This window comes from Neisseria dentiae, assembly GCF_024580525.1.
Taxonomy (GTDB): domain Bacteria; phylum Pseudomonadota; class Gammaproteobacteria; order Burkholderiales; family Neisseriaceae; genus Neisseria; species Neisseria dentiae_A.
In genome coordinates, this window is record NZ_JANIKQ010000016.1 from 27,572 (window position 1) to 49,551 (window position 21,980).

Genomic DNA, 21,980 nt, shown 5'->3' on the forward strand with positions numbered 1-21,980 from the left:
GTGTTCCTTATGTTCTTTTTAGTAAACGCGCTTGGCCGGTTCGATATAGTCAACGGTTAATGGTTTGGTGTGAACCGGTTTGTAGGCCAAGCTGTTGTCTGCCGTGTAAAACAGAGAGTGTTTCATCCAGTTCTCGTCATCACGCTCGGGGTGGTCGTCCGAAGCGTGGGCGCCGCGCGACTCCTTGCGGGCTTCGGCAGCAACCAAAGTGGCTTTGGCTACTTCGATAAGGTTATCCAGCTCCAAAGCTTCGATACGCGCCGTATTCCAAACTTGGCTCTTGTCTTTGATTTCGGTGTTTTTTACGCGTTCGGCAATTTTCAAAACTTTTTCAACGCCTTCTTTCAAGATGGCATCGGTTCGGAATACGCCAGCGTGCAGTTGAACGGTACGTTGCAGCTCGTTGCGCAAGGCATCCACATTTTCGCCGCCGGTTTGATTGTTCAGACGATCCAAACGTTGTTTGGTCAGTTGCCCCGCATCGGCGGGCAATTCTTTCCAACCGTTTTGTTGATTGATGTATTCAATCATACTGTCGCCGGCGGATTTACCAAATACCACTAAATCCAGTAACGAGTTGGTGCCCAAGCGGTTGGCACCGTGAACCGATGCACAGGCACACTCCCCGGCTGCGTACAGGCCGTTTACTATTGTTTCGGGGTTACCGTCTTTAGGTACGACTACTTCACCCAAATAGTTAGTGGGAATACCGCCCATCATATAGTGCGTAGTCGGCACAACGGGAATCGGGTCTTTAATAGGATCGATGCCGGCAAACTGAATGGAAATCTCACGGATACCCGGCAGTTTTTCCATGATTTTCTCTGCACCGATATGGTCGATTTTCAAGAGTACGTGGTCTTTATTTTTACCGCAGCCGCGGCCTTCATAAATTTCCATCGCCATCGCACGCGAAACCACATCGCGCGAAGCCAAGTCTTTTACAGTCGGTGCATAACGTTCCATAAAGCGCTCGCCGTCTGCGTTTAGCAGAATGCCGCCCTCACCGCGCACGCCCTCGGTAATCAGCACACCCGCCCCGGCTACGCCGGTGGGGTGAAATTGCCAAAATTCCATATCTTCCAACGGAATGCCTGCGCGCGCACAAATACCCAAACCGTCGCCGGTATTCATAAAGGCATTTGTTGAAGAAGCATAGATTCGGCCGGCTCCGCCGGTAGCAAACAACACGGCTTTTGCATGGAAAATATAAACGTCGCCGCTTTCCATTTCCATCGCGGTTACGCCAACCACATCACCGTTATCGTCGCGAATCAAATCCAACGCGGTCCACTCCACAAAGAATTGGGTATTGGCACGCACGTTTTGCTGGTAGAGCGTATGCAGCATGGCATGGCCGGTACGGTCTGCCACAGCGCAGGCACGCTCTACCGCGCGTTTACCGTGTTCGGCGGTATGGCCGCCGAAAGGACGCTGATAGATTTTGCCGCTTTCCACACGGTCAAACGGCATACCCATATGTTCCAATTCGATAACGGCTTCGGGGGCGCGGCGGCACATAAATTCGATGGCATCCTGATCGCCCAGCCAATCGGAACCTTTTACGGTATCATACATATGCCAGTCCCAGCGGTCTTCCTGCACATTACCCAAAGAAGCCGAGATACCGCCTTGCGCAGCAACCGTATGCGAACGTGTGGGGAACACTTTAGACAAAACAGCGGTATTCAAGCCCGATTTGGACAGTTGCAATGCAGCACGCAAACCGGCGCCACCGCCACCGACAATAACAGCATCAAATTTACGGATAGGAAAACTCATACGATACCCCAAATTACTTTAACCGAATAAACCAAGCAACCAACCAACCAAACGATGGTGGCCACTTGCAAAAACAAGCGTAAGCCGAAAGGCTTGATGTAGTCCATCCACAAATCCCGGATACCTACCCACGCATGCAGAAACAACGCAATAAAAGTAACTTGGGTAAACACTTTCACCCATACTTGTGCAAAAAATGCCTGCCACGATTCATAATCACCGGGCAATGCCAACAAAAAGATAATGAATGCAACGGTATAAATCAGCATAATAACAGCCGTAGCACGCTGCATTGCCCAATCGCGCAAGCCGTAATGGGCACCGGCCAGTTTACGGTCTACCATAACCATGCTCCTATTACCACAGTTAACACCAAAGCGGATGCAAATGCCAATTTCGCAGTAGCGCGGGCAGTTTGCAATTCCAAACCTTTATGTGCGTCCAGCAGCAGGAAACGGATACCGGCCAGAGAGTGATGCAAATACGCCCACAACAAACCGATCAAAATCAGTTTAACCAAAGGGTTGGACACCACGGAGCGGTAGGTTTCAAATGCGGCCTCACGGCTCAAAGTGCCGGCCAAGAAACACAACAGCAAAGGCAGGCTCACAAACAAAATGACCCCGCTGATGCGGTGCAGAATGGAAACAATCCCGGGTATCGGCAACCTGATATTGGGGATTTCTAGGAATACAGGGCGCTGTTTCGTCTGCATTTCAATATCCTCTTTCACAGAATTTCTCAAAAACTCAAAACCTGAAGCAGCCCCCAGCTTTTTGCTGAAATCGGCTACATGAAACTACGTCACGGCGTAATTTACATGGTTTGCCACTTGTTGGCTAGCCCCGAAAGACAGTTTTTTAATAAAATTTAACAACCTGTTTAACAAACATCTGTTTTAGGCAGAGAAAATTTCATTTATTTCTTATTTTTACCCCATATTCAAACGCTTCTCTAACTTCCTGCAATACCTGACAATCGGGCATAAACAAGTAATTGCTTCACCTGATAACAAAATAATTTCATCCGATTACAAAATTTTATTGCCCCGTTAGATAATTTTGGTATGATACAGCCTGAATCGGATAATAGAATACAATGCCGGCGAGTCGAATCTGTCTGTTTTCATGTCAATCATGGAAGATGCTTTCTGGCTTATCCGCCAACCAGCGTTTTGGTTTTCCAACTATTTTCAGACGGCCTTCAACCAACTCAAAAGGCCGTCTGAAAAACACTTACCAAACGTTGTTTTCACGATCACAAATCACTCAGGAGAGTTTTGGTATGAAATCACCCGTTCGTGTTGCCGTAACCGGCGCTGCCGGCCAAATCGGTTATGCTTTACTGTTCCGTATCGCCAGCGGCGAAATGCTGGGCAAAGACCAGCCTGTTATTCTGCAATTGCTGGATTTGCCGCAAGCTCAAAACGCCGTGAAAGGCGTGATGATGGAACTGCAAGATTGCGCATTCCCGCTCTTGGCCGATATGTTCACTACCGATGATCCTGAGGTTGCGTTTAAAGATGCCCAAGTTGCCATTCTGGTTGGTTCGCGCCCCCGCAGCAAAGGCATGGAGCGTGCCGATTTGCTGCTGGCGAACGCCGAAATCTTTACCAAGCAAGGCGCTGCTTTGAATAAAGTGGCCGACCGCAACGTTAAAGTATTGGTTGTGGGCAATCCTGCCAACACCAATGCCTATATCGCCATGAAATCGGCTCCCGACCTGCCTGCTAAAAACTTCACCGCCATGCTGCGTCTCGACCACAACCGGGCCTTGAGCCAAATCGCAGAGAAAACCGGTAAACCGGTTTCAGCCATTGAAAAACTGTGCGTATGGGGCAACCACTCGCCCACCATGTATGCCGATTACCGTTTCGCCACCATCAACGGCGACAGCGTTAAGGATATGATTAACGACCAAGCCTGGAATGCCGATGTGTTCCTGCCTACCGTTGGCAAACGTGGCGCGGCCATTATCGAAGCACGCGGCCTTTCTTCCGCCGCTTCGGCTGCCAATGCTGCTATCGACCACATTCGCGACTGGGTATTGGGCACCAACGGCAAGTGGGTAACCATGGGTATTCCGTCTGACGGCTCTTACGGTATTCCCGAAGGCACCATGTTCGGCTTCCCCGTAACTTGCGAAAACGGCGAATACAAATTGGTTGAAGGTTTGGAAATCGACGATTTCAGCCGTGAACGCATCAACATCACCCTGAAAGAATTGGAAGAAGAAAAAGCCGGCGTTGCCCATTTGCTGTCTTAATCCTTACCGGTTTATTTTCCGCTTTACCCAACAAAAAGGCCGTCTGAAATATTTTTCAGACGGCCTTTTTTTATAAACCAAATTTTCATAAATATAATGAAACCGTACCGTATGTTGAACAACCATATTTCAATATTTTACATGTACTTCACACGCTCCATCCCTTGTAATCGGCGCAACTTCCACCATTTAGTGTTATGTTCAGGCTGCAAAACCGCCTTGGTAAAACCCTTATTGTGTATAGAGGATGTTAAATATGAACCGCCCCTCCCCTGAAGAGTTTATTCCCAAATTCCGCCGAAAAAAATTAGACGAACCGGGTTTTCTGAGAAAACTCGCACGCTTTGCAGGCAGATTGGGTGCCCCGGCAGTCAGACAGCTTTATGCTCTTTATTTTCTGTTTAAAGACCCTGCCACACCCAAGCGGACGAAAATGATTATTCTCGGCGCATTGGTTTATTTTTTCAGCCCGATAGACAGTATTCCCGATTTACTCGGCCCTTTGGGGTTTAGCGACGATATTGCGGTGATTACCTTGGTGTATGCGCAAATGAAAAGCCATCTCACCGATGAAATCCGTGAAAAAGCGCGCTTGGCAACCGAAAAACTGTTGTCGCGCTGATATGTGATTTTGAAAAGCTTAAAGGCCGTCTGAAAAATTTTTCAGACGGCCTTTAAAGTGTTGTTATCAAAATTACTCCAACGGGCGCATGTCCATCACTTCCATCAGGAAGTTGGTAAATGCGGGATTGGAAGGTTTATTGCTCATATTCGGCCAGCGTTGTTGCCAGCCTCTCAACGCATTCTGTACATACAGCTTGGATTGCTGGCTGCTGATGGCGCCGCGCTGGCTATCCACGGCCGAACGCAGGTAAACCTCATACATGCTGTCGTCCACGGAGTTTCTGCCGACCTGCTGGATGCGGAAGCGGTTGAGATACTGCGCAGCCTGAACTTTGGTAATCTGGCCTTGGCTGACCTGATAACTCAAACGCGTTGCCTCGTCACGGATTTTCGACACATCCGTCCAATGGCTTTCCGCCAAACGGTACGGAGCTTTTTCCGTTTGTTTTTTAGCAGGCTCTTTTTTAACATTGGTGGGTTTAACCGGCACTTCTTTTAAAGAAGGAAGGTAAATGGTTTCACAACCTGCCAATGCAGCCAATACGAATAGGAGGGGGATATGCTTTTTCATACGGCACATTATAATCAGATTTAACGGATAATCCAATAATAAATGACAAACGGTCATTATTTTACTTTATCCGACAGCATAAAGAAAAACGTAAAAAAGGCCGTCTGAACGGCCTTTAATATGGGGTTGCTGTGTTTTTATGCCAAGTCGGCAAACAGCGGGGTAGACAGATAACGCTCACCGTAAGAAGGAATCAGCACCACAATCAATTTGTCTTTATTTTCAGGCTTTTTAGCCAGCTCCAACGCGGCAGCTACGGCTGCGCCCGAAGAAATACCCACCAAAATACCTTCTTTCTCGGCCATGGCTCGGGCTGTTGCAAATGCAGCTTCGTTAGACGCTTTAATAATGCTGTCGTAGATACCGGTATTCAGAATGCTGGGTACAAAACCCGCGCCGATACCCTGAATCGGGTGCGGACCTTTTTCACCGCCACTCAACACGGGCGAAGCCTCCGGCTCCACCGCAACGATTTCCACTTCGGGTTTGCGCGCTTTCAACACTTCGCCCACGCCGGTAATCGTGCCGCCCGTGCCTACACCGGCCACGAAAATATCCACTTTGCCGTCGGTATCGCGCCAAATTTCTTCGGCGGTGGTTTCGCGGTGGATCTGCGGGTTGGCTTCATTATCGAATTGGCGCGGCATAAAGTAAGTATTGGGGTTTTCGTCGACCAAAGCCTGAGCTTTGGCAATCGCACCGCCCATGCCTTCTGCGGCGGGGGTCAGGATCAGTTCGGCACCGAACGCGCGCAACAGCATACGGCGCTCTTTACTCATGCTCTCGGGCATGGTGATGGCCAGTTTGTAGCCGCGGGCGGCACACACCATGGCCAAACCGATGCCGGTATTGCCGCTGGTGGCTTCGACGATAACCGTGTCTTTATTGATTTTGCCGGCTTTTTCGGCCGCGTCGATCATTGAGGTGGCAATACGGTCTTTTACGCTGCTGCCGGGGTTGAAAAATTCCAGTTTGGCAACAACGCGGCCGGGCAAGCCTTCGGTGAGGCGGTTCAGCTCAACCAACGGGGTATTGCCGATTAAGTCGGTAATGCTGTGTGCAATGTTCATCATTCTACTCCTGATAGATTGGGGGATATTGACAACCGGCATATTAAATTCAGGCCGTCTGAAAAACCAATACCATATCTTTCTTAATTTATAACTTTTGGTTGTAAGCCGAGCCGTGCAGCACTTAACCGTAACGGATATCCGACAATGCGGCAACTACGCAGGCCGTCTGAAACAATAACGCCAGCAAAAAACCCAGTTGCAGCTGGCGGCTGCTGAAACGGTTTGCCGTTTCGCCCGCTATAACTTTGCGGTGCAGGTAGAAAACCACCATAATCACCGCCTGCATACCGAACCAATAAGCCGGTTTGAGTGCGTAAAGCTGCAACAGCGCGGGCAGTACATAAGGCGTAATGCCTCCCGGAAAGCGGCTGTACACCATCAGAACCAATGCGGCGAATACGATGCTCATCAGCATACCGCTCACCGCAAACAAACTGATAAAGCCGTTGGTATTTTCGGCTTGCCACATCTTTTTTTCTGGTGCTCTTTTCCAATGGTTCACAAAGAAAAACAGGCTCGCCAGCGTGATATAGAAATGGGGGATATAAAGCGGAGCCAAATGGGTGATGCCCCACACACCCGGCAGAAGGCGTGCGCCAGCAACACCGAACCCTATCCACAACAGCACGCTGCCCCACAACCATTGGAATTCTCCCGCTTTAAAAACAGCGGTGAAAAACACGGCGATATAAACGGCCGAAATCCACACATCCCAACCGGCCATTTAACGATAACCCATAATCCGCGACAGCGCCGCACCCACTGCCGCCGCCATATATTCGACAGATTCCGTAGCCAAGCCTTCGGCAAAGCGGTTAACATCGGCATCTGCCGCCAACAGCACCGCACCTGTTCCGCCGCCTATCGGAATAGGCAACTGCAAAAAACTTTCCGCAACCGTATTGCAATCATCAGGCAGCAATGCCCGCATTTCTTTGCTTATTTTATTGCCTAACAACGGTTTTTTAAGCCCGACGATTTCCGCGCTTACTTTGGTGTTACCAGACACGGCGGCCTCATCGGGAATACGCGCTTTGTTTTTCGGTTTGACGGCAATTTTCAACACAAACTGTTGCAGGCCGAAATCTTCCTGCAACGAACGGTATAAGGCATGAATCAATTGGCCGGCCGTATTTGCCCCCAGCAATTGCACATCCAATGCCAACTGGCGCAGCATAATCGTGCGGTTTGCCTCTGAATCGGCCAGCATGGTTCTCAGCTGGGAAGCCATTTTTTCGATTTTCAGTTGCGAAGCCGCCACTTGCGCTTGGGCAAAAGAGCGGACTTTTTCATCACGCAGGCGTACACCCAGTTCGTCGGCATGTTCCGCCAAAAAATCCGGATGCTCCCTTAAAAACGCCAAAATATTTTCTTTATTCATCAGTATTGCAACTCGCCTTCAAACACGGTTTCCACAGGGCCGGTCATCACCACATCGGTGCCGTTTTGCCAAGAAATATATAAATCGCCGCCCGGCAGACTCACACGTACCTGCTTGCCCGCTTCCAGCAGGCCGAGCCTCATGCCCGCCACCACCGCCGCACAGGCACCGGTGCCGCAGGCTTGTGTTTCCCCTGCGCCGCGTTCATATACGCGCAAGCGGATGTGGCCGCTGTCAACCACTTCCATGAAGCCCACATTCACCCGTTCGGGAAATTGTTCGTGCGACTCAATCGCTTCGCCCCATTGCTCGACCGGTGCGGTTTCCACGCTGTCCACCACAATCACGGCATGAGGGTTGCCCATACTGACACAGCTGACGGGAACCGACTCCAGCCCCACTAAAATAATATGCGTTAACGCATCGACAGCCTCTCCCGCCGCCGGTATAAAAGGAATTTCAGACGGCATAAAATGGGGCTTGCCCATGTTCACACTGACCAACCCGTTTTCCGCCAAACGGGGCAGAATAATGCCGCGCGCAGTTTCGACCACAATTTCCTGCTTATCGGTCAATCCCTTATCCACTACGAAGCGTACAAAGCAGCGCGCGCCGTTGCCGCACTGCTCGACTTCGCTACCGTCGGCATTAAAGATACGGTAACGGAAATCCACCGCATCGGAATGCGCTTTTTCCACCAACAACAGCTGGTCGAAACCCACGCCCGTGTGGCGGTCGGCCCATTTGGTCAGCGGTGCGTTTTCCGGCTCAAACGGCTGGCTGATGCCGTCGATAACCATAAAATCATTGCCCAAACCGTGCATTTTGGTAAATTTCAGCGTTTTCATCATTATCCCTCCCTGCCCTGTTTCAGGCCGTCTGAAAGCGTAGGCGACGATTCTACACCAAACCATCTGCTTTTGCTGTTACCTGCAACCACAAAAACAGATGCGTAAACGAAATACGGCTCATATCAACGTTTTTTCGGTTTTCGGCCGTTGTTTTCAACCGAAAATAAAAATTGACAGTTGCATACAAGAGACAATCGGAATTTTATTCAGATAAACGGTAGTACCAAGTTTACAGGCACAAAAAAATGGTATACCGCAACAACCATTTTTATATCATACTGTTTTTAAATAATTTTAATAAGATTCATCGTTATCGGCCTTATCGCCACACCATCAATCAGGCCTAAATAAAACTATCACCATTATTCCAAACAAACCGATTATCTAAAAAATTTTCCATTTATCTTGCATTTTCTTATTGCATTATTTTTTTCAAGCATGCAAAATACATAACAAGAAAAGCAGAAAATATTGCAATATTATATTTCTCAATGCTTTTCCCACCCAAAAGGCCAGCTAACCACCATTTTATGCTGAAAGATGGCCAAACACATTACGAAACGTATTACAACAAGGACAAAATTATGAAAATCCAACGTGCTCTTTCTACCGTGGCTGCTTTCGCCCTGCTGGCCGGCGCCCAAACCGCTTTCGCCCAAGGCGTTACTTTCCATCACAAGGCTTCCGATGCCGCCGCGCCGATCAGCGGCAATTTAGCCATGCGCATCACCATCAATGCCGAAGGCAATGTGAGCGACGCCCGCGTGGTGCGCAGCAGCGGTTCTGCCAGTATTGACGCCGCAGCGGTTGACTGGATGGAAGCGCAATATTTGCGCCCCGCAACCATGAACGGTGATTCGATCGACCTGAGCGTGATTAAAGAAATCAATTTCAGCAAAAGCGCGCCGGTGCAACACGCAGGTTTAACCAAATAAAGTATGGGTTCCGTATCCCCTTAAAAGGCGCGCCTTCAAAACAGGCGTGCCTTTTCCGTTGTTACTGCAATCCAATAGCAGAAACCTTTTAGAAATCTTTCAAAACCGGCCTTCGGCCGTTAGCCGGCAGCACCATCGGCCTGCCTGCTGCCTAAAACCACAGGCACAAAGCGTAGCAAGGTTTCGCGCAAAACAATCAGTTTGCCGTGGAAAAAGTGTGAAGACTCGGGCAAAACCAACACGGGAATATCCTGCGGCGCCGCCCATTTGAAAGCCTTTTCCAAACCCACGATTTCATCGGTTTCACCATGAACCAACAAGGTTTTGGACGCATCGGGAGCCGTGGGTTCGCAGTTTTCATAATGGTTAACGGCAGGGGCAACCAATAACAGCAAATCCGGTTCGCGCTGTTGTGCCGCAAACAATGAAACATAACCGCCGAACGAAAAACCGCTGATGGCCAACAGCGCGGCTTCAGGGTGTTTTGCACGGGCATAGTCGATAACGGCGATGCAGTCGTCGGCCTCGCCCCTGCCGTAATCGTGGCTGCCTTCGCTGTTGCCTACGCCGCGTAGGTTGGGCAGATAGCAGTGAAACCCGAGTATGCTCAAAGCTTTTGCTACAGTCTGTATCACTTTGTTGGTGTTGGTACCGCCTTGCAGCGGGTTGGGATGGTTGATTACGGCTACGCCGCGCTCCCGCCCTTGCGCGGGCAGATAGATGGTTTCGAGTATGCCCACAGGGCCGGGGATATGCAGTTGGTTAATGGGTTTCAGCATGATAATCTATATTGTGTATTGGCCGTCTGAAAAATCCGGACGTAATCAGCGGTTTTCCGGTTGATCGACCAGCAGGCGGTTAACGGCTTTGCCGCCTGCCAAATCTTGTTCGAGGATTTCCTGTAAGTCTTCTTCGTCCACATAGGTGTACCAGCGGGCTTCCGGATAAATCACCATCACCGGGCCGGACTCGCAGCGCCCCAAGCAGCTTGTGCTGCTGATACGCAGTTTGCCGGGGCCGATCAGATCCATTTTTTTGGCATTGCCTTTGAGGAAATCGACGGCGGCATCGGCTTCGCCGTTATCGTTGCAACTTTGTTTGCACGGGTCGCGACGGGCATTGGTGCAGATAAACAGGTGACGTTGGAAATAGCTCATGGCACTTCTTTCTACTTAAAGCCGCCCGTTATGTTTCAGACGGCCTCGATGGTTGTTCAGACGGCCTTACAGATAAAAATGCTTGCCGTTGTTTTGATTGTTGGCTTTCAATTCGGACAACATCCGTTTGAAATCCAAACCGTATTGCGTGCTGAGTTTGTCGGCGCGCTTTTTCAATTTGTCGAGGTTTTGCTCTTTCGGGCTGCTTTGGAATGCCATCACGGCAACATTGCCGTGGCTTTCTGCGGGCAGCTCCAACACGCGGCCTTCAAACACGCCCAGCAGGCGTTCGACGAAGCGGCGGTAGCGGCGGTCGCCGCTCCACCAGTTGGTTACGAAAATGCCGTTTGCCGACAATGCTTGGCGGCAGTTTTCAAAAAACGGCTCTTCCACCAGCGCATCAACGATTTGCAGGCCGTCGAAGCCGTCCACCAGCACCACATCGGTGCCGCCGCGCAGGGTTTTGATGTATTCGGCACCATCGGCTTCGATGATTTCAAAATGCTCGTCTTCAAACGGCAAGTCAAACAGGCTGCGCGCCACGTTGATAACCTGCGGGTTGATATCGACGGCAGTTTGGCGCGTGTCGGGCAGATAGGCGTCTATCCAGCGTGCAAACGAGCCGCCGCCCAGGCCGATTTGGGTGATATGTGCAGGCGCCTGTTCGACAAACAGCAGCCAGCCCATCATCGCGCGGCTGTATGAAAGCACCAGCTCGGCGGGATGGTCGAGGTTCATCGAGCTTTGCACGGTGGCGCTGCCCAAATGCAGCGAGCGGATGTTGCCGGATTCGGAAATACCCACCTCCGGCAGTTCGGATTGCTGCGCGCGCAGGCGGCGGTAGGGATGATGTGCCATAAAGCGGTGGAATGTAGGAAAAGGCCGTTATTTTAATACAGTTCGGGCGCGTTGGAACGGTGTTTCAGACGGCCACAACGGTAAATGTGGGCAATTAATCCTTAAGGTTATGATTATTCGGGAAGAGGCGGGATTTATATCAGGTTATTGTTTCAGGCCGTCTGAAAAGATTCAGACGGCCTGAAACATATGCCAACCGGCGGATAACAATGCCTTAAAACTAAAGTGCGCCTTCGTGGCATTTGCGGATTTTTCCTCAAAAATCCGCCTCACAAGCCTTTTGACGACACGCCCTAAAACGCCTCGCCCACTTTCACGCCGCCTTCAATGTCTTTCGGCGTGGCCAGTTGCGCGGTGGCCAGTTGCGCGGCTTTAAATTCGGGTGTCTGCATCACGGCGGCGGCTTCTTCGGTGCTCAAAGTGTTCGCCATATATTGCCAGCGTGCGGCCAAATCGGGATTGGCGGGGATAACGAAGCCTTCGCGCAATTCGTCAACCAAATCCGGCCGGTTGCACACCAGCACGATGTCGCAGCCCGCATCAAACGACAAACGGGCGCGGTCTTTGATACCGCCTGCACCCACCGCGCCTTCCATGGTGAGGTCGTCTGAAAAAATCACACCGTTAAAGCCGATTTCCCGGCGTAGAATTTCTTTCAGCCATTTGGCGGAAAAACCTGCGGGCAAGCCATCAACCTGCGGATACACCACGTGCGCGGGCATCACGGCGGCCATGCCGGCGGCACTCATTTTTTTAAACGGCAATATATCGGCGGCTTCCAATTCTGCCAGCGTGCGGTCGTCTTGCGGCAGCACATGGTGGCTGTCGCCTTCTACGAAGCCGTGGCCGGGAAAATGTTTGCCGCACGATTTCATGCCGCCGCGGTTCAAGCCTTTTTGCAGCGCCAGCGCCAGCTCGGCCACCACTCCAGCATCACAGTGGAAGCTGCGGTTGCCGATAACGGCACACTGCCCCCAGTTCAAATCGAGTACGGGTGTAAACGATAAGTCGATGCCGCACGCGCTCAATTCGGCGGCCAACACCCAACCTACCTGCTCCGCGCGCGCTTTGGCCGCTTCGGGGCCTTCGCTGTCCCAAACCGCACCGAGTGCGTCCATCGCGGGCAGGCGGGTAAAGCCGTTGATAAAACGCTGCACGCGCCCGCCTTCGTGGTCGACGGCAATCACCAGCTCGGGCGAACGCAGGGCTTTGATTTCGCCGACCAAGGCTTTGAGCTGCTCGATATTTTCAAAATTGCGGCGGAACAGAATCACGCCGCCCACTGCCGGGTCGAGCAAGCGTTGCTTTTCTTCTTTGCTAAGGCGGAAAGCGTGTACATCGGCCATTACCGGGCCACGCGGAATAACGGGTTGGGTCATACTAATCTCATAAAAGATAAGGTAAATCGGTTCGGGCTGCCGCAGTTTTCAGACGGCCTCAAAGTTTTGGCAAAGCCGCCGCGGGCAGATGTGGTTTAAGGCTACAGAAATATACCTGACGGCCGGAAACGTTTCAGACGGCCTGCTGCATTGAGGCCGTCTGAAAACAAATGTGCCGGCTTATTGCAGGTTTAACGCCAAAAACAGCGTACTGCCGTTGCGCTGCACCAGCAGGGGCACGGTTTTGCCGGTGCTCTCCAACGCGCTGCGGAATGTGGATTCATCTTCCACATTGATTTGGCTCACCGCCAGAATTTCGTCACCGCGCTTCAGGCCGGCGCGCTGGGCGGCACCTTCGGCTTTTACCACCACCAACCGTTTGCCGTTGTTGGCCGAGCGCGTTTGCAGGGTTAAGCCCGTGTTTTCAATGGTAAAGGTTTGGCCTTCGGGCGTGTATGACGGGTCGGACGCCTGCTCCTCGCTCATTTCGGTATCCTGGCCGTTGGCACCGAGCTGCACTTTCACCGTGCTTTCTTTGCCTTTGCGCCACACGCCGAGGGTAACTTCTTTGCCCGGCGCCATCGCACCCACCATCACGGGCAAATCGCTCGATTGGCGCACTTCTTCGCCGTTCACACTGCGCACGATGTCGCCCACCTGCAAGCCCGCACGTTGCGCCGGACTGCCGGGCAGCACACGGGCAATCAGGGCGCCGGAAGCTTTGTCGAGGCCGAACGATTTGGCCAGATCATAGGAAACTTCCTGAATAATCACGCCCAATTGGCCGCGCTGCACTTTGCCGGTGGTTTTCAGCTGCTCGGCTACGTTCATGGCCACATCAATCGGAATGGCGAACGAAATGCCCATAAAACCGCCGCTGCGGCTGTAAATCTGCGAGTTGATGCCCACCACCTGCCCGCGCAGGTTAAACAGCGGGCCGCCCGAATTGCCGGGGTTGATGGCCACATCGGTTTGGATAAACGGCGTGTAGTTTTCGTTGGGCAGGCTGCGGCCTTTGGCCGACACAATGCCTGCGGTAACGCTGTTATCGAAGCCGAACGGTGCACCGATGGCGGCCACCCATTCGCCCGGTTTCAAATCTTTGGCGTTGCCCACTTTAATCACCGGCAGGTCGGCGGCGTCGATTTTCAGCAAGGCAACGTCGGACTGCTGGTCGGAACCGATTAATTTGGCCGGATATTCGCGTTTGTCGTTCAACACCACTTTGATGTTGGCCATGCCGGCCACCACATGCGTGTTGGTGAGGATATAGCCGTCGGGGCTGATGATGAAACCCGAACCGAAATTCAACTCGCCCTCGTCGTCCTGCTCCGGCATTTCGGGCATATTGGGCACGAGGCGTTTGAAAAACTCGTAAAACGGATCGTTGTCGGGAAACTGGTTCAAATCCATACCGTTATCGCTGTTTTGCCTGCTCGCCGGCGCTTTGGTGGCTTGGATATTGACAACTGTTTGTCCTTCCTGCTCCACCAGCTTGGTAAAGTCGGGCAACAGCATCTGCACCTTGCCGTCATCGGTTTTGGTTTCTACTTTCTGCACCAAATCGTCTTGCGGCTTTCCGTCTTTACCGAAAAAGCTGTCGATTTTGTCGCAGCCGCTCAAAGCCAAGGCCGAAGCCGTCAGCAAGGCGATGTATTTTGGCGTTGTGTTCACGGCGTTTCCTCTTAAAACTGTTCCGTTGGGTTTGGATAGGCGGATTGTAAACGAAAACGGCCGCTTCTGCACGGCGGTTGCGATGCTGCCCCCTTTATTTTACCTGCCCGAAACGGCCTTATCGGAAGGCCGTCTGAAAACAACGGCAGCTGCGTTTGTTGTGCAGAACCCGTTTTTTCAGACGGCCTGTTACATTATATTAATTGCGGCCTACGGCCACGTGGCAGCGGTTCAGCCTAAAGTGGGCATGGAGAACACCGCGCCGTCGCGCACTTCGGAAGCCGGCCAGCGTTGGGTAACGGTTTTGCGGCGGGTGTAGAAACGGGTACCGTCGGGGCCGTAGGTGCCCAAATCGCCAAACATCGACTGCTTCCAGCCGCCGAAGCTGTGGTAAACCACCGGCACGGGCAGCGGGATATCTCAGAAAATAAAAGCTGTTTGACATAGAAAGTGTAAATAACCCAACCTGTTCCAACGACAAAGCCTTCCGACACAGGAAGGCTTTGTTTTACTCTAAAACCCAAACTCAACGGGAAATTACTCCGGTTTTTTACCCGCTTTTTGTGCTTGTTCGTTTTTTGCCATCACTTCGCGATACCAGCGCGGGTGGTGTTTTTTCGCCCACATTTGGGTAACCACGCCCTCCACCATCGCGCGTATCGTGCCTTTAACCCAGAAGGCGGCATAAACGTGTACGATGATGCCGGCAATTAGAATCAAGGCCGCCCATGCGTGAAACAGCAAAGCCAAACGGATAACAGGAATCGGGAACAATTCGGCGAAATACGGGCGCCACGCGATGATACCGGTGCACAGTAAAACAATCATGCAGCCGGTCATCAGCCAAAACATGCCTTTTTGACCGCCGTTGTATTTACCCGTATCACCCACTTCATGCCCTTTGAGCACGGTGCCTACAGATTTCATCCACTTTACGTCTTCTTTATCGATAAAGTTGTATTTCCAATAGCGGAAAAACTGCACGAAGAAGCCGATAAACATTACCACGCCTACGAACGGATGGATAATCCGTGCCAATTGAGGGGTACCGAATACGCCGGTCAGCCAGAAAAAGGCGGGATAGAAAAACGCCAAACCGGAAATTGCCAGCAGCACGAAGCAAATGGCCACAATCCAGTGGTTGATACGTTCGCTGCGGTTATAGCGCTGAATCAGTTTTTCTTTCATTATGCATCCTCCTCGCCATGCAGGGTTTTACCGTCTTTGCCGATTACCTCGGGGCCTTCCTCCTCGGCTTTGCTGGGGCCTACGGTAATGTAGTGGAAGAATCCGGTTAAGGTGGCGGCGGCAATGCCGATGGTGGCCAACGGCTTGAGCAGGCCTTTCCACAGTTTTACGGTGGTGCTGATGGCCGGATTATTCGGCAGGCCGTGGTAAAGCTCGGGTTTGTCGGCATGGTGCAGCACATACATCACATGTGTGCCGCCTACGCCTTCGGGATCGTACAGGCCGGCGTTTTTATAACCGCGGTTGTTCAAATCTTTGATGCGCTCCTGCGCCACCTGTTTCATGTCTTCCTTGGCACCGAACTGAATCGCACCTGTAGGGCAGGTTTTCACGCAGGCAGGCTCTTGGCCGACGGCCACACGGTCGGAACACAATGTGCACTTATAGGCGCGGTTGTCCTGTTTGTTGATGCGCGGAATGTTAAACGGACAACCCGAAATGCAGTAGCCGCAGCCAATGCAGTTTTCTTCGTGGAAATCCACAATACCGTTGTGATACTGGATAATCGCGCCGGGCGAAGGACAGGCTTTCAGGCAGCCGGGATCTGCGCAGTGCATACAGCCGTCTTTGCGGATCAGCCATTCCAGCTTGCCGTTTTCTTCCACTTCCGAAAACCGCATCACCGTCCAGCTTTTGGCGGTCAAATCAATCGGGTTATCGTACACGCCGTGGTTGATGCCGATGTCGTCGCGGATATCGTTCCATTCCGAACAGGCCACTTGGCAGGCTTTACAGCCGATGCAGGTGGTAACGTCAATCAGCTTGGCCACCTCCGTCGGACGGCGCACGCCCGGCGGCGGCGTGATTTCGGCCGTGGCGGAACGGCGTTTAATGTCTAATGATTGCAGAGCCATGTTTTCCGTTCCTTATGCTTTTTCTATGTTAACCAAAAAGGTTTTGTATTCGGGCGTTTGGGTATTGCAGTCGCCAACGAAAGGCGTGAGCGAATTCACCAAAAACTGCTGCTCGCCCGATACGTTCACCCAACCGCCGTGCAGCGGAATGCCTACCTGATACACGGTTTTGCCGTTGATGGTAAGCGGTTTCATGCGTTTGGTAACTACGGCTTTGGCTTTAATCCATGCGCGTTTAGAGCTGACTTTCACCCAATCGCCCTTCTGAATACCTTTCTCTTTCGCCAGCTCTTCGCTGATTTCGATAAACTGCTGGGGTTGGGCAATCATCAGCAGCTTCACCGATTTGGTCCAGAATTGGAAATGCTCGGTCAGGCGGTAGGTGGTGCCGACATAAGGGAATTCTTCATGCGTGCCGATGCGTTCTTTCACGCTGTCAAACAGGCGTATGGCGGGTGCCTGCACCACTTTCGGGTGCAGCGGGTTGGTGCCGATGGGCGATTCGAGCGGCTCGTAGTGTTCGGGGAACGGGCCGTCCACCAATTTGCGGGCGCAGAATAAACGGCCCACGCCTTCTTCGTTCATAATAAACGGGTTCATGCCGGAGTCCGGCGCGGCATCGGCTTTGAAATCAGCCACGTCGGCACCCGTCCATTTGCTACCGTCCCAATGAATCAGCACACGGTTCGGATCCCACGGTTTACCGCCGGGGTCGCATGAGGCGCGGTTATAGAGAATGCGGCGGTTGGCAGGCCAAGCCCATGCCCATTTGGGCGTATTGCCCAAACCGGAATCGGTGTTGTCGCGGCGGTCCATCTGGTTGCCCTGCTGCGTCCACGAGCCTGAGAAAATCCAGGTGGCGCACTCGGTGGTGCCGTCGTCGCGCAATTGGGCGAAACCGTCGAGCAGCTCGCCTTTTTTACGGATAACGTTGCCGTCTTTGTCTTTGATGTCTGCCAGCGCATAACCGTTTGATTCTTTTGCCATTTCTTCGGGCGTAGGCGCGTGCGGTTTGGCGTATTTCCAAGAAAGTTTGGTAATCGGCTCGGGCGCGGTGCCACCCTCTTTTTCATACATTTCTTTAAGCAACAGGTGCAGTTCGCCCAAAATATCCAAGTCGGGCAACGCTTCACCGGGCGGCTCGGCACCCGGGTGGTGCCATTGCAGCCAGCGCGAAGAGTTCACAATCGAACCCGATTCTTCGGCAAAACACGGCGTAGGCAGGCGGAACACTTCGGTTTGGATTTTGGCGGGATCGACATCGTGCGCTTCGCCGTGGCTTTGCCAGAAAGTGGCGGTTTCGGTATCGAGCGGATCCATCACCACCATGTATTTCAGCTTGGAAAACGCCTCGGTTACGCGGTGCGTGTCGGGGAACGAACCCTGCGCGTTGAAGCCCTGCACCAACAGGCCGTTTACCTTGCCCTGATACATCAGCTCTATCAGCTGCATAATGTCATACATCTTGTCCCACTTGGGCAGCCAATCGTAGCCCCAATTGTTTTCTTTGGTGGCGTTGTCGCCATACATCCACTTCAAAAAACTCACGAAAAATGCGGGCGTATTCTGCCAGTAGTTCATCTGGCCGGGTTGCAATGCTTTGGGGGTTTGCTTTTCCAAATAATCGGCAAAGGTCGGGTGGTTAGTTTCGTTGGGCAAAACCAGATAGCCCGGCAGCATGGTGGAGAGCAGGCCCAAATCCGACAAACCTTGGATATTGGAGTGGCCGCGCAGAGCATTCACGCCGCCGCCCGCCATACCGATATTGCCCAGCAATAATTGGACCATCGCCATGGTGCGGATAATCTGGCTGCCGGTGGTGTGCTGCGTCCAGCCCAGCGCGTAGAGAATGGTGCCCGCTTTGTTTGGTGCGGCCGTTTCGCCCCATGCTTCGGCCACTTTGAGGAAATCTTCTTTTGAAGTTCCGCAGATGGTGGTCATCATATCGAGCGTGTAGCGCGAATAATGCTTTTTCAGCAGCTGCCACACGCTGCGGGGGTGTTCCAACGTAGGGTCGGTTTTGGCATAACCGTCGGCATCCAGTTCGTAATACCAGGTTTCGTTGTCGTATTTTTTCTTAGACTCTTCATAGCCCGAAAACATACCTTCGTCGAAATCGAAGCCTTCGGCCACGATAAAGCTAGCATTTGTATAGGCTTTAACGTATTCCCACTGGATTTTATTGTTTTCAATCAGCCAATTGATTAATGCACCCAAAAAGGCGATGTCGCTACCCGAGCGGATGGGAGCGTAGAAATCTGCCACGGCTGCGGTACGGTTAAAGCGCGGGTCGACCACAAACAGCTTGGTACCTTTTTTCTTTTTCGCCTCGATTACCCACTTAAAGCCGACGGGGTGGGCTTCGGCGGCATTACCGCCCATCACCATAATGAAATCGGCATGTTGGATATCGACGAAAGTGTTGGTCATCGCCCCGCGGCCGAAAGTGGAAGCCAGCGCGGACACGGTGGGGCCGTGGCAGACGCGGGCCTGCGCGTCGGTGGCGACGATGCCCAGCGAGCGCATCCATTTTTGCGTGAGAATGCCGGTTTCGTTGGAAGAAGCGGAAGCCGTCAGCATACCCAATGTGGGCAGACGGTGTACGGGAACGCCGTTTTCGTTTTGCACAATCAGGTTGGCATCACGGTCGGCCTTGATGTGGCGGGCGATGCGGGTGAGCGCGTCGTGCCAGGAAATGCGTTTCCATTCGTTGGTGCCCGGCTCGCGCACCTCGGGGTAAAGCACGCGGTTGGGGCTGTTGACGAAATCCACCAGCGATGCGCCTTTGGGGCAGAGCGAACCGCGGCTGACCGGATGGTCGGGGTCGCCTTCGATGTGGAAAATTTTCTTTTTGGCGTTTTTGGCGCCGTCGCCCAAGCTGTAAAGCAATGTGCCGCAGCCCACCGAGCAATAGGTACAGTTGTTGCGGGTTTCAGTGGCGCGGGTCAGCTTATATTGGCGCACTTCCGCCCACGCATTGGCAGGCATCATGCCCATTACCGCCAAGCCCGACGCACCTGCGCCGGCAGCGGTTACTTTGAAAAACTGCCGTCTGGTTACTTTCATGTTGTGTTCCTTTTGGCCGGCCGCCTTTTTTTCAGACGGCCTTTTTATTCTGCTACTGCTTTCGTTATCTACTACTTTGGTTGTAGTGTTTTGTTGTGTGGTTTGATGTAGCGGATTGTAAGCCATTTGAATCGCAGCCGTCTATTTTATTTTGAACGTCTGCAACGGCAGAGGCCGTCTGAAACGGATTGTTTAGACGGCCTCAAAAAACATTAATAGTTTAATTAAAAAGAATCCCGTTCGGCCAGCCACAACGCAGCCAAAGTAACCAGCGATGCACAGCCTATCAGAATGATGATTTGCAGAAAGAAAACAGACATAAGAATCTCCGTATCATGCGGGCCGCCGCGCTTGGTGCAAACAGCGGTTTGTCGTTGTTGTAAAAATCAGGTGCTATCATACCAACAAATTCATAACATTTCTTTACCTTTACTTAACTTTCCACTCTGAAAATTACAATGGTTATCATCAATAAATAGGAAAATAAATCAATACAATTAAAAGGGTAAACCAAATTTAACCCATATTCACATTTCCCTTTCTGCAAGAACCGCCAACCGTTATTAACCTGCCCTATCCCGCCCGCAACCGCAGTTTGCCCAAAACCGCAGCCAATCTATACAATACGGCCTTTTCAGACGGCCTGTTATTCCTTTATGCTGCCATTACGCGCCTACCGCCCCTCCCTGCCCTTATTACTGCTGCTCTTCTTCGGCATCCTGATTCCGTTGGTGATTGCCGGATTCATTGCCGAAGACGTTTGGGATAAAGACCGCTTCTATTTCGAACAGCCCTTTATGTTGTGGCTGCACCACAACATCGGCAGCGCATTTACGCCCGTGGCGGTTGTGTTGCACCATATCGGCAAAACCACCGTTGCCGCGCTGCTGGTTATTTTGTTTGCGGTTTGGCTGTTTTTCCGCAAACAGCGCGGCTATGCCGTGTTCGCCCTGCTCGCGGCCGCCCTGCCCACCGCCCTGATGTTCGCCGCCAAACAGTTTTTCAACCGCCCCCGCCCCGAATTTTGGCCGCGCATCATCGAAGAAACCAACGCTTCCTTTCCCAGCGGCCACAGCACCTTTGCCGCCGCTTTCGCCACCATGGTGGTGTTGATTTACTGGCAGTCGCCGCGCCGCGTGCCGATTATCGCCGCTGCCGTAACTTTTGCCCTGCTGATGGGTTTGTCGCGCATGGTTTTGGGCGTACACTACCCCACCGACGTGTTGGTCGGCTGGATAACCGGCACCAGCACCGTTATCGGCCTCTATCTCGTTTTATTCCGCAAGCTCCCCGGAAAACCATCATGAACCTGCCCCCGCTGCACACGCCCCGCTGGCTGCGTAACGGCAATATCGAAACCCTTTATGCCAAAACCCTGCAACAGCCGCCGCCCGCCTACCGCCGCGAACTCTTGCCCGACAGCACCGGCCAAACCCTAACCGCCTACGACTTTATCGACAGCCCCAACCCCGATGCCCCGCTGGTGGTGCTGTTTCACGGTTTGGAAGGCAGCAGCCGCAGCCATTACGCCGTGGCGCTGATGCAGGCGGTTCAGGCCAAAGGCTGGCACGGCGTGGTGGCGCATTTCCGCAGTTGCGGCGGCGTACCCAACACAGCCCCCGTGTTTTACCACTCGGGCGACAGCCCCGAAATCGGCTTTATGCTCGCCACTCTGGCCAAACGCTATTCCAAAATCTACGCCGCAGGCGTATCGCTCGGCGGCAACGCACTAGCCAAATATCTGGGCGAGCAAGGCCGCTTAGCCATACCTCAGGCCGCCGCCGTGGTTTCCGCCCCCGTCGATTTAACCGCCGCCGGCTCCCGCTTCGATCGCGGCCTGACCCGCCTGCTCTACACCCGCTATTTTCTCGACTCGCTGCTGCCCAAAGCCCGCGCCACCAGCTTTCACACCGACCTGCTGAACCGCTGCAAAACGCTGGGCGATTTCGACGACGCCTTTACCGCCCCGCTGCACGGCTTCGCCGACCGGCACGACTATTACCGCCGCGCCTCCAGCAAGCCGCTGCTGCCGCACATCGCCGTGCCCACCCTGCTGCTGAACGCTGTCAACGACCCCTTTCTGCCGCCGTCCGCCCTGCCAAACGCCGCCCAAGTTTCCCCGCAGGTTACCCTGCTGCAACCCGCCTGCGGCGGGCATTGCGCCTTTGTGAGCGGTAGCGGCAGAGGCAGCCTCGATTGGATGCCGCAAACGGTTTTAAGCTATTTCGAGCAAAACGCCTAGCCGTTATGCCGAACAAACAC

Annotated in this window: 21 protein-coding genes and 1 pseudogene; 5 read left to right on the forward strand and 17 right to left on the reverse strand. The window is 52.7% G+C overall.

All coding sequences use genetic code 11. The features are described from left to right. Positions 1-18 precede the first annotated feature (18 nt). Genes sdhA through sdhC form a run of 3 tightly spaced genes read right to left on the reverse strand, consistent with a single transcriptional unit; the run spans position 19 to position 2,497 of the window. Entirely contained in the window at positions 19-1,782 is a 1,764-nt protein-coding gene (gene sdhA, locus NQ012_RS09840) for a succinate dehydrogenase flavoprotein subunit (protein WP_257067439.1), read from the reverse strand. Further along, the gene (sdhD, locus tag NQ012_RS09845; protein WP_257067440.1) at positions 1,779-2,126 is read right to left on the reverse strand and encodes a succinate dehydrogenase, hydrophobic membrane anchor protein; all 348 of its coding nucleotides are present in this window, start codon (positions 2,124-2,126) and stop codon (positions 1,779-1,781) included. The genes sdhA and sdhD overlap by 4 nt, the downstream gene beginning before the upstream one ends. Then, entirely contained in the window at positions 2,120-2,497 is a 378-nt protein-coding gene (sdhC, locus tag NQ012_RS09850; protein WP_257067441.1) for a succinate dehydrogenase, cytochrome b556 subunit, read from the reverse strand. Before sdhC ends, sdhD begins: the two co-directional genes overlap by 7 nt. Before the next feature lie 569 nt (positions 2,498-3,066). Here sdhC and NQ012_RS09855 point away from each other — a divergent pair. After that, on the forward strand, positions 3,067-4,047 hold the full coding sequence (locus NQ012_RS09855) for a malate dehydrogenase (protein ID WP_257067442.1): 981 nt from the start codon (positions 3,067-3,069) through the stop codon (positions 4,045-4,047). Positions 4,048-4,303: 256 nt separating this feature from the next. Continuing rightward, positions 4,304-4,669 carry a YkvA family protein gene (locus NQ012_RS09860; protein ID WP_257067443.1) on the forward strand — a complete coding sequence of 122 codons (366 nt, stop codon included), beginning with the start codon at positions 4,304-4,306 and terminating at the stop codon, positions 4,667-4,669. Positions 4,670-4,741: 72 nt separating this feature from the next. Here the strand turns inward: NQ012_RS09860 and NQ012_RS09865 are convergent, their stop codons facing one another. The 5 genes from NQ012_RS09865 to dapF form a co-directional block, all read right to left on the reverse strand. After that, a complete protein-coding gene (locus NQ012_RS09865; protein ID WP_257067444.1) occupies positions 4,742-5,251 on the reverse strand; it encodes a prokaryotic membrane lipolipid attachment site family protein in 510 nt (169 codons plus the stop codon). 128 nt (positions 5,252-5,379) lie between these two features. Next, positions 5,380-6,312: a cysteine synthase A gene (gene cysK, locus NQ012_RS09870; protein ID WP_257067474.1), complete on the reverse strand. Its 933-nt coding sequence runs from the start codon at positions 6,310-6,312 to the stop codon at positions 5,380-5,382. Positions 6,313-6,436: 124 nt separating this feature from the next. Then, on the reverse strand, positions 6,437-7,039 hold the full coding sequence (locus NQ012_RS09875) for a hypothetical protein (protein ID WP_257067445.1): 603 nt from the start codon (positions 7,037-7,039) through the stop codon (positions 6,437-6,439). Further along, the gene (locus NQ012_RS09880; protein WP_257067446.1) at positions 7,040-7,696 is read right to left on the reverse strand and encodes a DUF484 family protein; all 657 of its coding nucleotides are present in this window, start codon (positions 7,694-7,696) and stop codon (positions 7,040-7,042) included. Next, positions 7,696-8,544, reverse strand: coding sequence for a diaminopimelate epimerase (dapF, locus tag NQ012_RS09885; RefSeq protein ID WP_257067475.1), 849 nt, complete (start codon positions 8,542-8,544; stop codon positions 7,696-7,698). The genes NQ012_RS09880 and dapF overlap by 1 nt, the downstream gene beginning before the upstream one ends. 587 nt (positions 8,545-9,131) lie before the next feature. On the opposite strand from dapF, the gene NQ012_RS09890 reads away from it, so the two are divergent. Further along, positions 9,132-9,482, forward strand: coding sequence for an energy transducer TonB family protein (locus NQ012_RS09890; protein WP_257067447.1), 351 nt, complete (start codon positions 9,132-9,134; stop codon positions 9,480-9,482). A gap of 119 nt (positions 9,483-9,601) precedes the next feature. Here the strand turns inward: NQ012_RS09890 and NQ012_RS09895 are convergent, their stop codons facing one another. The 9 genes and pseudogenes from NQ012_RS09895 to fdnG form a co-directional block, all read right to left on the reverse strand. Further along, positions 9,602-10,261, reverse strand: coding sequence for an alpha/beta hydrolase (locus NQ012_RS09895; protein ID WP_257067448.1), 660 nt, complete (start codon positions 10,259-10,261; stop codon positions 9,602-9,604). A gap of 45 nt (positions 10,262-10,306) precedes the next feature. Continuing rightward, positions 10,307-10,639: a (2Fe-2S) ferredoxin domain-containing protein gene (locus NQ012_RS09900; RefSeq protein WP_257067449.1), complete on the reverse strand. Its 333-nt coding sequence runs from the start codon at positions 10,637-10,639 to the stop codon at positions 10,307-10,309. A gap of 66 nt (positions 10,640-10,705) precedes the next feature. Continuing rightward, complete coding sequence (locus tag NQ012_RS09905) at positions 10,706-11,497, reverse strand: polyamine aminopropyltransferase (RefSeq protein WP_257067450.1); 792 nt, start codon at positions 11,495-11,497, stop codon at positions 10,706-10,708. A gap of 293 nt (positions 11,498-11,790) precedes the next feature. Continuing rightward, a complete protein-coding gene (gene nagZ / locus NQ012_RS09910; RefSeq protein WP_257067451.1) occupies positions 11,791-12,876 on the reverse strand; it encodes a beta-N-acetylhexosaminidase in 1,086 nt (361 codons plus the stop codon). A gap of 180 nt (positions 12,877-13,056) precedes the next feature. Beyond that, the gene (locus NQ012_RS09915; protein WP_257067452.1) at positions 13,057-14,550 is read right to left on the reverse strand and encodes a DegQ family serine endoprotease; all 1,494 of its coding nucleotides are present in this window, start codon (positions 14,548-14,550) and stop codon (positions 13,057-13,059) included. 231 nt (positions 14,551-14,781) lie between these two features. Beyond that, a pseudogene (locus NQ012_RS09920) lies at positions 14,782-14,970 on the reverse strand (methylmalonate-semialdehyde dehydrogenase (CoA acylating)); the annotation flags it as partial. A 117-nt stretch (positions 14,971-15,087) separates the two neighbouring features. After that, on the reverse strand, positions 15,088-15,738 hold the full coding sequence (locus NQ012_RS09925) for a formate dehydrogenase subunit gamma (RefSeq protein ID WP_257067453.1): 651 nt from the start codon (positions 15,736-15,738) through the stop codon (positions 15,088-15,090). Next, positions 15,738-16,652: a formate dehydrogenase subunit beta gene (gene fdxH, locus NQ012_RS09930; protein WP_257067454.1), complete on the reverse strand. Its 915-nt coding sequence runs from the start codon at positions 16,650-16,652 to the stop codon at positions 15,738-15,740. The genes NQ012_RS09925 and fdxH overlap by 1 nt, the downstream gene beginning before the upstream one ends. Positions 16,653-16,664: 12 nt before the next feature. Beyond that, positions 16,665-19,718, reverse strand: a complete 3,054-nt coding sequence (fdnG, locus tag NQ012_RS09935; RefSeq protein WP_257067455.1) for a formate dehydrogenase-N subunit alpha — start codon at positions 19,716-19,718, stop codon at positions 16,665-16,667. A gap of 656 nt (positions 19,719-20,374) precedes the next feature. Here fdnG and NQ012_RS09940 point away from each other — a divergent pair. Continuing rightward, a complete protein-coding gene (locus NQ012_RS09940) occupies positions 20,375-21,025 on the forward strand; it encodes a phosphatase PAP2 family protein (protein ID WP_257067456.1) in 651 nt (216 codons plus the stop codon). Next, positions 21,022-21,960, forward strand: coding sequence for a YheT family hydrolase (locus NQ012_RS09945; RefSeq protein WP_257067457.1), 939 nt, complete (start codon positions 21,022-21,024; stop codon positions 21,958-21,960). The genes NQ012_RS09940 and NQ012_RS09945 overlap by 4 nt, the downstream gene beginning before the upstream one ends. Positions 21,961-21,980 lie beyond the last annotated feature (20 nt).

What these genes read in the sequence shown, in the direction of transcription:
- sdhA (WP_257067439.1), bottom strand. Translation starts at nt 1,782, where the DNA reads ATGAGTTTTCCTATCCGTAAATTTGATGCTGTTATTGTCGGTGGCGGT.
- sdhD (WP_257067440.1), bottom strand. Translation starts at nt 2,126, where the DNA reads ATGGTAGACCGTAAACTGGCCGGTGCCCATTACGGCTTGCGCGATTGG.
- sdhC (WP_257067441.1), bottom strand. Translation starts at nt 2,497, where the DNA reads ATGCAGACGAAACAGCGCCCTGTATTCCTAGAAATCCCCAATATCAGG.
- NQ012_RS09855 (WP_257067442.1), top strand. Translation starts at nt 3,067, where the DNA reads ATGAAATCACCCGTTCGTGTTGCCGTAACCGGCGCTGCCGGCCAAATC.
- NQ012_RS09860 (WP_257067443.1), top strand. Translation starts at nt 4,304, where the DNA reads ATGAACCGCCCCTCCCCTGAAGAGTTTATTCCCAAATTCCGCCGAAAA.
- NQ012_RS09865 (WP_257067444.1), bottom strand. Translation starts at nt 5,251, where the DNA reads ATGTGCCGTATGAAAAAGCATATCCCCCTCCTATTCGTATTGGCTGCA.
- cysK (WP_257067474.1), bottom strand. Translation starts at nt 6,312, where the DNA reads ATGAACATTGCACACAGCATTACCGACTTAATCGGCAATACCCCGTTG.
- NQ012_RS09875 (WP_257067445.1), bottom strand. Translation starts at nt 7,039, where the DNA reads ATGGCCGGTTGGGATGTGTGGATTTCGGCCGTTTATATCGCCGTGTTT.
- NQ012_RS09880 (WP_257067446.1), bottom strand. Translation starts at nt 7,696, where the DNA reads ATGAATAAAGAAAATATTTTGGCGTTTTTAAGGGAGCATCCGGATTTT.
- dapF (WP_257067475.1), bottom strand. Translation starts at nt 8,544, where the DNA reads ATGAAAACGCTGAAATTTACCAAAATGCACGGTTTGGGCAATGATTTT.
- NQ012_RS09890 (WP_257067447.1), top strand. Translation starts at nt 9,132, where the DNA reads ATGAAAATCCAACGTGCTCTTTCTACCGTGGCTGCTTTCGCCCTGCTG.
- NQ012_RS09895 (WP_257067448.1), bottom strand. Translation starts at nt 10,261, where the DNA reads ATGCTGAAACCCATTAACCAACTGCATATCCCCGGCCCTGTGGGCATA.
- NQ012_RS09900 (WP_257067449.1), bottom strand. Translation starts at nt 10,639, where the DNA reads ATGAGCTATTTCCAACGTCACCTGTTTATCTGCACCAATGCCCGTCGC.
- NQ012_RS09905 (WP_257067450.1), bottom strand. Translation starts at nt 11,497, where the DNA reads ATGGCACATCATCCCTACCGCCGCCTGCGCGCGCAGCAATCCGAACTG.
- nagZ (WP_257067451.1), bottom strand. Translation starts at nt 12,876, where the DNA reads ATGACCCAACCCGTTATTCCGCGTGGCCCGGTAATGGCCGATGTACAC.
- NQ012_RS09925 (WP_257067453.1), bottom strand. Translation starts at nt 15,738, where the DNA reads ATGAAAGAAAAACTGATTCAGCGCTATAACCGCAGCGAACGTATCAAC.
- fdxH (WP_257067454.1), bottom strand. Translation starts at nt 16,652, where the DNA reads ATGGCTCTGCAATCATTAGACATTAAACGCCGTTCCGCCACGGCCGAA.
- fdnG (WP_257067455.1), bottom strand. Translation starts at nt 19,718, where the DNA reads ATGAAAGTAACCAGACGGCAGTTTTTCAAAGTAACCGCTGCCGGCGCA.
- NQ012_RS09940 (WP_257067456.1), top strand. Translation starts at nt 20,375, where the DNA reads ATGCTGCCATTACGCGCCTACCGCCCCTCCCTGCCCTTATTACTGCTG.
- NQ012_RS09945 (WP_257067457.1), top strand. Translation starts at nt 21,022, where the DNA reads ATGAACCTGCCCCCGCTGCACACGCCCCGCTGGCTGCGTAACGGCAAT.